The 7,376-nt window shown below is 45.7% G+C and carries 9 protein-coding genes; 5 read left to right on the forward strand and 4 right to left on the reverse strand.

What is annotated here, in order from left to right:
- Window positions 1-76 precede the first annotated feature (76 nt).
- From dnaG to rpsU, 3 genes are all read right to left on the reverse strand, one after another.
- Window positions 77-1,828, reverse strand: coding sequence for a DNA primase (dnaG, locus tag ACED46_RS10895; RefSeq protein ID WP_371721434.1), 1,752 nt, complete (start codon window positions 1,826-1,828; stop codon window positions 77-79).
- 119 nt (window positions 1,829-1,947) lie between these two features.
- Window positions 1,948-2,391 carry a GatB/YqeY domain-containing protein gene (locus ACED46_RS10900; protein WP_017069475.1) on the reverse strand — a complete coding sequence of 148 codons (444 nt, stop codon included), beginning with the start codon at window positions 2,389-2,391 and terminating at the stop codon, window positions 1,948-1,950.
- A gap of 25 nt (window positions 2,392-2,416) precedes the next feature.
- Window positions 2,417-2,632 (reverse strand): 30S ribosomal protein S21, encoded by a 216-nt coding sequence (rpsU, locus tag ACED46_RS10905; protein WP_004396009.1) that lies wholly within the window; start codon window positions 2,630-2,632, stop codon window positions 2,417-2,419.
- A 258-nt stretch (window positions 2,633-2,890) separates the two neighbouring features.
- Here rpsU and tsaD point away from each other — a divergent pair, with 258 nt between their 5' ends.
- Entirely contained in the window at window positions 2,891-3,907 is a 1,017-nt protein-coding gene (gene tsaD / locus ACED46_RS10910) for a tRNA (adenosine(37)-N6)-threonylcarbamoyltransferase complex transferase subunit TsaD (RefSeq protein ID WP_017061410.1), read from the forward strand.
- Window positions 3,908-4,013: 106 nt separating this feature from the next.
- Window positions 4,014-4,829 (forward strand): alpha/beta fold hydrolase, encoded by an 816-nt coding sequence (locus tag ACED46_RS10915; RefSeq protein WP_371721435.1) that lies wholly within the window; start codon window positions 4,014-4,016, stop codon window positions 4,827-4,829.
- A gap of 43 nt (window positions 4,830-4,872) precedes the next feature.
- Here ACED46_RS10915 and plsY read toward each other — a convergent pair whose 3' ends face one another.
- On the reverse strand, window positions 4,873-5,469 hold the full coding sequence (plsY, locus tag ACED46_RS10920) for a glycerol-3-phosphate 1-O-acyltransferase PlsY (protein WP_009847793.1): 597 nt from the start codon (window positions 5,467-5,469) through the stop codon (window positions 4,873-4,875).
- Window positions 5,470-5,607: 138 nt separating this feature from the next.
- Here plsY and folB point away from each other — a divergent pair, with 138 nt between their 5' ends.
- From folB to ACED46_RS10935, 3 genes are read left to right on the forward strand one after another with little or no spacing between them, the layout of a single operon-like run.
- Window positions 5,608-5,967 carry a dihydroneopterin aldolase gene (gene folB / locus ACED46_RS10925; RefSeq protein WP_017061412.1) on the forward strand — a complete coding sequence of 120 codons (360 nt, stop codon included), beginning with the start codon at window positions 5,608-5,610 and terminating at the stop codon, window positions 5,965-5,967.
- A complete protein-coding gene (gene folK, locus ACED46_RS10930; protein ID WP_017062921.1) occupies window positions 5,964-6,446 on the forward strand; it encodes a 2-amino-4-hydroxy-6-hydroxymethyldihydropteridine diphosphokinase in 483 nt (160 codons plus the stop codon). The genes folB and folK overlap by 4 nt, the downstream gene beginning before the upstream one ends.
- A gap of 15 nt (window positions 6,447-6,461) precedes the next feature.
- Window positions 6,462-7,265 (forward strand): undecaprenyl-diphosphate phosphatase, encoded by an 804-nt coding sequence (locus ACED46_RS10935; RefSeq protein WP_371721436.1) that lies wholly within the window; start codon window positions 6,462-6,464, stop codon window positions 7,263-7,265.
- Window positions 7,266-7,376 lie beyond the last annotated feature (111 nt).

Here is a 7,376-nt window from a genome sequence, read left to right on the forward strand (position 1 = left end):
GGTGAAGGACGTTGCATTCTCAAATGCAAACCAATTATGTTAACAAATTTATTAAATGCTGACTAATCAAACAGGGTTACGCTTTTAGATCTAGCATTAAAGCTAGTAGCTCCCTTTTTTCTTCGGCTGATAAACCGACGCTTCTTGCTTTGGCCTGCAGGTTTTCAATTTGTTTTTCAACGCACTGGGCAAGTATGTTGTCCAATGAGTCTAAAAATATGTCTTCTTGATTGTCTTCGTCGAGGGGGATTTCCCAGCTCGCGAGACGAGACAGAAGAGCCTCATGTTTATTGTGTCGCCAATGCTCTAATAATTGGCCTGTGTTAATATGGGGATGCTCGCGGCATTTATCAAGTACTTCGACGAATAAACTTAGTCCGGGCAACTGTAAGCCTTTGACACTTGATAAATCCGGTACCATATCAGCATAGCTCGGATTTTGGATAAGCAAAGCGATAACTTCACGCATTGGAGTGCGCTTCAGCTCTTTATGTGGTTGAGGTGTCGGGTTCTGTGTATGAACACGCGCACGTCTCAATTGGTTATCAAATCCAGTTCGCTCATCGAGCAGTTTTTCGAGCAATTCTTGGAAGTAACTGTCAGGGATTTTATTAATCAAGGCGCTGGCGTGTGCACGCAGTGCTGATTTCCCTTCGGTTGTTCCCAAGTTTAACTTGTGTATTTCAATCAGGTTATCGAACAAATAGGTCGAAAGCGGCGTCGCATTGTGGACCAGCTGTTCAAAAGCGGCTTTGCCATGCTCTCTAATATAGCTGTCTGGATCTTCACCGTCGGGCAAGAATAGAAACTTAAGCGTGTTACCGGTTTTCAGGTATTCAAGCGCGTTTTCTAGTGCGCGCCATGCGGCCTCTTTACCTGCTCGGTCACCATCGTAACAACAAACCACAGTGCTGGTTTGACGGAACAACATTTGAACATGGTCGCCGGTTGTCGAGGTGCCCAGTGATGCTACTGAGTAATCGACACCATATTGCGCGAGTGCCACGACATCCATGTAACCTTCAACCACAAGTATTTGCGGCGGTTCACGGTAGGCTTGCAGCACTTCATAAAGGCCGTAAAGCTCTTTACCTTTATGGAAGATAGGCGTTTCTGGTGAGTTGAGGTATTTTGGTGTGCCGTCTTCTAATACACGACCACCAAAACCAATCACACGGCCACGACGATCACGAATTGGGAACATTACGCGTCCACGGAATCGGTCGTATCGGTTACCTTTATCGTTCTCAATTAGCATGCCGCCAGTCACGAGCATGTCTTGGGCTTCTTTCTGTTGGCCAAAGTTCTTACGAACTAAGTCCCACTCATCGGCCACATAACCAATACCAAACTTCTGGACGATCTCGCCCGAAAGGCCACGATTCTTTAGGTAATCAATCGCAGGTTTGTTGGCTGATATTTTCAGTTGAGAGCGGTAAAAATTACTGATGCCGCCCATCAAATCGTAGAGGTTACGTTTTTGTTCGCTGTTGGCTCTTGGTGCTGTTGATATCTCGCCGCTGCGCTGTTCTCTAGGAACGTCGAGGCCTAAGAAAGAGGCTAGCTCTTCAATAGCTTCAACAAAATCGAGGCGTTCGAACTCCATAATGAAGTCGATAGCATTACCGTGTACGCCACAACCAAAGCAGTGATAAAACTGTTTTTCTTGGCTTACGCTAAAAGAAGGGGTCTTTTCGTTGTGGAATGGGCAACAAGCACCATAGTTTTTGCCTTTTTTCTTAAGTTTCACGCGTGCGTCCACAATGTCGACAATGTCGAGACGCGCTAGGAGATCATCGATGAAACTACGCGGGATGTGTCCTGCCATAAAACCTTAGAAAAATGCACTAACTGAGAGTGTGGATAATAATAGTTTGAATAGGTTACAGATACAAACAAGCCGTGCGTTCCGAAGGATTGCACGGCTTGTTGCAATTTGATTTGGGATTAAGCGAGTTTAGAACGAACTAAACCACTAACTTTCCCCATATCTGCACGCCCTTGAATTTGTGGTTTCAAGATAGCCATTACTTTACCCATGTCTTGCATGCCCGCTGGTTGAGCTTCGGCGATTGCGCTATCAAGTAGTGCAATAACTTCTTCATCAGTTAGCGGTTGAGGCATAAAGCCTTCAAGTACCGTAATTTCTGCTTTTTCCACGTCAGCAAGATCTTGACGATTTGCTGATTCATATTGAGCAACAGAATCGCGACGTTGCTTAACCATTTTAACTAATACAGCAAGAATGTCGTCGTCGTTCAGAGTGATCCGTTCGTCAACTTCACGTTGCTTAATTGCTGAAAGAGCTAAGCGGATAGTGCCAAGGCGCGGTTTGTCCTTGGCTTTCATCGCTAATTTTTGCTCTTCTTTGAGTTGTTCAATAAGAGCCATAACTCAGTCCTTATGGATTAAGTTATTAGTACAGGCGAACGCGACGTGCGTTTTCGCGAGCTAGCTTCTTAGCGTGACGCTTTTGAGCTGCTGCTTTAGCGCGTTTGCGAACTGTAGTTGGCTTTTCGTAGTGCTCGCGACGGCGAACTTCAGAAAGGATACCTGCTTTTTCACAAGAGCGCTTGAAACGACGTAGTGCAACGTCGAACGGTTCGTTTTCACGTACTTTAACTATTGGCATATGCCTTTCACCTCAGGGGTTATTCATTATCGCTGGCTACTCAGTACCAAATCAGAGAAGTTACCCATCGAGCTAACTCTCTATTCGCGTTTGGCCATTAACCAGCTTGATCAAAAATGGTGCGGAATTTTAATCCGATCACAGTGGCTTTGTAAAGCACTTTGTCGATTATAGTCTGTACAATATTTGTTTGAAGAGCTTAGGCAGGGTAATATTGCGCTAATTTCCCATTTTAGACGAAAGCGTGCCGAGAAAATTATGCGCATTATTGGTATTGAAACCTCTTGTGATGAAACAGGAATCGCGATTTATGATGATGAGCAAGGGCTGCTTTCTCATCAATTATATAGCCAAGTAAAGCTGCACGCCGATTACGGTGGTGTGGTACCTGAGCTAGCTTCACGTGACCACGTGAAAAAAACAATTCCTCTTATTAAAGCGGCATTAGCTGAAGCGAACCTAACGTCGAAAGACATTGATGGTGTGGCTTACACGGCTGGCCCTGGTTTAGTGGGTGCACTGCTGGTTGGTGCAACGATTGGTCGCAGTATTGCTTATGCGTGGGGAGTGCCTGCAGTGCCTGTTCACCATATGGAAGGTCACCTTCTTGCGCCAATGCTAGAAGATAACCCACCACCATTCCCATTTGTGGCTCTGCTGGTTTCTGGCGGCCATACCATGATGGTAGAAGTGAAAGGTATTGGTGAATACCGAATCCTTGGTGAATCGATTGATGATGCAGCGGGTGAAGCGTTTGATAAAACCGCGAAACTGATGGGCTTAGATTACCCTGGTGGTCCACTGTTATCTCGTTTGGCGGAAAAAGGCACTCCGGGTCGTTTTAAGTTCCCGCGTCCAATGACCGATCGTCCGGGTTTAGATATGAGCTTTTCTGGTCTGAAGACGTTCGCAGCGAATACCATTCGTGATAACGATAATGATGACCAGACTCGTGCTGATATTGCTTACGCGTTTCAAGAAGCCGTTTGTGCAACCTTAGTAATCAAGTGTAAGCGTGCCTTGGTTGAAACGGGCATGAAACGTATAGTTATTGCTGGCGGTGTAAGTGCCAACAAACAACTGCGCGTTGAGCTTGAGGCGCTTGCTAAGAAAGTCGGTGGTGAGGTGTACTACCCACGCACTGAGTTCTGTACAGATAATGGTGCGATGATCGCTTATGCGGGCATGCAGCGCCTGAAGAATGGCGAAACGGCTGATTTGTCTGTTCATGCCACACCGCGTTGGCCTATTGACCAGCTAGAGCCAATTGCGTAATTGACTATAGTGTTTCGATAAACGGTCGCCTTGTGCGGCCGTTTTTATATCCTAGCTTACCGACTGTATGTCGATAAATAATTGCTGATAGAGATTAGGGAAGAAAATGAACAAGTTCACAGTAGACAATCAATCGATGGCGTACCTAGATGAAGGTCAAGGCCCTGTTGTTGTACTCGGCCACAGCTACCTTTGGGATAGTGCAATGTGGAAGCCGCAGATCGAAGCATTAAAAACTCAGTATCGCTGTATTGTTCCAGAGCTTTGGTCTCACGGTGAGTCTCAAGCTGCACCCGCTTCGATGCGTAACTTGAAAGATTACGCTCAGCACGTTTTGGCTCTGCTTGATCATTTAGAGATCGAAGAATTCTCAGTGGTTGGCTTATCGGTTGGCGGTATGTGGGGAACAGAGTTAGCGGAACTTGCACCTGCACGTATTAAGTCTTTGGTTCTAATGGATACTTTTGTGGGTTTAGAACCAGAGGTTGCTCACACTAAGTACTTCAGCATGTTAGATACCATCACTCAAACCAAGACGGTTCCTCAGCCAATTGTTGAAGCGGTTGTTCCACTGTTCTTCGCTAATGATGCTCAAACCAACACGCCAACTTTAGTGGAAGGGTTTACTCAGCAGTTATCTGCTCTTGAGGGTGACAACGCTGAAGAAGTGGCACGAATTGGTCGAATGGTGTTTGGACGTCGTGACATGATTGAATCGGTAGAGAACTTTGCTCTGCCTGTTTTGATTGCTGTAGGACAAGAAGATAAACCACGTCCGGTACTTGAGTCATACCTAATGCACGATTGCATTACGGGCAGTGAATTAGTGGTGATTCCTGGCGCAGGTCATATTAGCTCGTTAGAGCAACCAGAGTTTGTGAACACAATGCTGAAGACGTTTTTAGATAAACATCTGCCGTAAGCTTTAAATACTGAATATTATGGTTCGGCTTAGACGTGACAGTTTAAGCCGATTTTTTTTGTCCGAGTTTTGGTTCGCTGCCATCGAGTAGGCGGCGGATATTCTGATGGTGACGTAACACGATCAAACAGCACAGCATGGCTACTGGCAATGTGTATTGAGGTTTGACTAACCAAGCGTAGAAAGGGGCAAGTAGCACAGTAACCAGTGCCGCTAAAGAAGAGTAACGAAACAAAAACGCGACCACTAACCAAGTCGCCATGATCATTCCGGTTAGATCGAATCCTATTGGGGCGATAGCGCCAAGTGCGGTTGCCACGCCTTTACCACCTTTGAAGTGGAAGAAGATCGGATACATATGGCCAAGACACGCCGCAATTGCCACAACCCCAAGAATGATTGGGTCGATCTTGAGGTAGTAGCCAAGCCAGACAGGGATAGTGCCTTTCAGCATGTCACACAAAAGGACGGCAGCTGCTGCGCCTTTACCGCCAACACGCAGGACATTGGTTGCTCCTGGGTTGTTAGAACCTACTGTTCGAGGATCTGGGAGCCTCAAAACTCGGCATATCAAGACCGCACTAGAGATTGAACCTAGTAAGTAGGCAGCAATGATCATGATAAGTGCCAATGGGGTCATGTCTGTCCTTTAACGGTTATACGCCTAACGATGGGAAAATAATGCTCAATCCAAGAGTAATTGATATCATATCTCGAATTACGCAAATAATACGTTTTTTTCCCCAATTTGGGTATCCGACCTCTAAAAGGACAAGTCATGGCACTGGATAAAGTTTTCATTGAGCAGCTAGAAGTAATTACAACGATCGGTGTTTACGATTGGGAGCAAGAGATCAAACAGAAACTGGTGCTTGATATTGAAATGGCTCATGACAACCGCCCAGCAGGCAAGAGTGATGATGTGGTTGATGCTTTGGATTATTCGAAAGTGAGCACTGCAGTACTTGAGCACATTGCAAATGGCCGTTTTCTACTCGTAGAACGTGTTGCTGAAGAAGTCGCAGAGCTTATTATGACTCAGTTCTCTGTGCCGTGGATTAAAATCCGATTGGCTAAACCTGGCGCAGTGCCACAAGCAAAAGCCGTTGGTGTGATCATCGAACGAGGTCAAGCATGACAGTAGCCTATGTTGGTGTTGGCACGAACATAGACCGCGACAAGCATGCAAGGGTGGCATGGACAGAGCTTCAATCGTTAGGGACTAACCTTAAATGCTCTAAAATCTATCACTGTGAGCCCGTCGGTTTTAATAGCCATCCGTTTTATAACTTTGTGATAGAGCTCGACACGTCACTCTCATTGACTGAATTTTCACAGCAGCTGCGTAAAATTGAGTTTAAATGGGGTCGCTCTCAAGATGCGCACAAACTACAAGATCGAAAACTCGATCTTGATATTGTGCTGTTTGGAGAGGAGGTTTCTGAGTGTGAACCAGAATTACCACGCAGTGATATCTACAAATATCCTTTTGTAACACAGCCGCTTTATGATCTTTGTCCTGCGCGAGTGATCCCGCAAGACGGAAGAACCGTCAGTGAAATATGGCAGAAGATGCAGCAATTAGACTCGCTCTCTGTCGTAGATATAAAACTATAATTTTTAAGGTAAGTAATGAGTTATTTTGAAGCGTTTATATTGGCGTTGGTGCAAGGCTTTACAGAGTTTTTACCTATTTCCAGTTCTGCACACCTAATCCTTCCTTCAGCTGTTTTAGGCTGGGAAGATCAAGGTTTGGCTTTTGATGTCGCTGTCCACGTTGGTACTTTGGCAGCTGTTGTTATCTATTTCCGTAAAGAAGTGGTCTCTCTGTTGAGCGCATTCTTTGGTTCAGTGTTTAAAGGTGATCGTAGTAAAGAAGCGAAGTTAGCGTGGATGATCATTCTCGCGACGATTCCTGCGTGTATCTTTGGCTTGTTGATGAAAGATATTGTTGAGCTTTACTTACGCAGTGCGTGGGTGATCGCGACGACAACGATTATCTTTGGTCTATTGCTATGGTGGGTGGACAAGAACTCAAGCCTGCGCGATGACGAATACCAAGCGGGTTGGAAAAAGGCGCTGTTTATTGGTCTTGCTCAAGCAATGGCGATCATTCCGGGCACGTCTCGTTCTGGCGTAACCATTACCGCGGCGCTTTACCTTGGTTTCACACGTGAAGCGGCGGCTCGATTCTCTTTCTTGATGTCTATCCCAATCATCACTCTGGCTGGTGGTTATTTAGGTCTTAAGTTGGTGACAAGCGGTGATCCAATCCATGTTGGCACTTTGCTAACGGGCGTTGCGGTGTCTTTCATCAGTGCTTACATCTGTATCCACTTCTTCTTGAAGCTTATCTCTCGTATGGGCATGACACCGTTCGTTATCTACCGCCTGATTCTAGGTTGTGGTCTATTTGCTTTCTTAATGATGCAGTAACAGACACAGGCAACGGTCTCGCTGTAAGAATTGAAACAAAAGGCCCGCTTAACTGCGTAATGCCGATCGTTTAAGAAGACTTGAACGATCCTGCAGTTAGCAGATAATCCC

It is taken from the genome of Vibrio sp. 1S139, assembly GCF_041439475.1.
Classification (GTDB): domain Bacteria; phylum Pseudomonadota; class Gammaproteobacteria; order Enterobacterales; family Vibrionaceae; genus Vibrio; species Vibrio crassostreae_C.

What these genes read in the sequence shown, in the direction of transcription:
- rpsU (WP_004396009.1), bottom strand. Translation starts at nt 2,632, where the DNA reads ATGCCAATAGTTAAAGTACGTGAAAACGAACCGTTCGACGTTGCACTA.
- ACED46_RS10915 (WP_371721435.1), top strand. Translation starts at nt 4,014, where the DNA reads ATGAACAAGTTCACAGTAGACAATCAATCGATGGCGTACCTAGATGAA.
- dnaG (WP_371721434.1), bottom strand. Translation starts at nt 1,828, where the DNA reads ATGGCAGGACACATCCCGCGTAGTTTCATCGATGATCTCCTAGCGCGT.
- tsaD (WP_017061410.1), top strand. Translation starts at nt 2,891, where the DNA reads ATGCGCATTATTGGTATTGAAACCTCTTGTGATGAAACAGGAATCGCG.
- folK (WP_017062921.1), top strand. Translation starts at nt 5,964, where the DNA reads ATGACAGTAGCCTATGTTGGTGTTGGCACGAACATAGACCGCGACAAG.
- folB (WP_017061412.1), top strand. Translation starts at nt 5,608, where the DNA reads ATGGCACTGGATAAAGTTTTCATTGAGCAGCTAGAAGTAATTACAACG.
- plsY (WP_009847793.1), bottom strand. Translation starts at nt 5,469, where the DNA reads ATGACCCCATTGGCACTTATCATGATCATTGCTGCCTACTTACTAGGT.
- ACED46_RS10900 (WP_017069475.1), bottom strand. Translation starts at nt 2,391, where the DNA reads ATGGCTCTTATTGAACAACTCAAAGAAGAGCAAAAATTAGCGATGAAA.
- ACED46_RS10935 (WP_371721436.1), top strand. Translation starts at nt 6,462, where the DNA reads ATGAGTTATTTTGAAGCGTTTATATTGGCGTTGGTGCAAGGCTTTACA.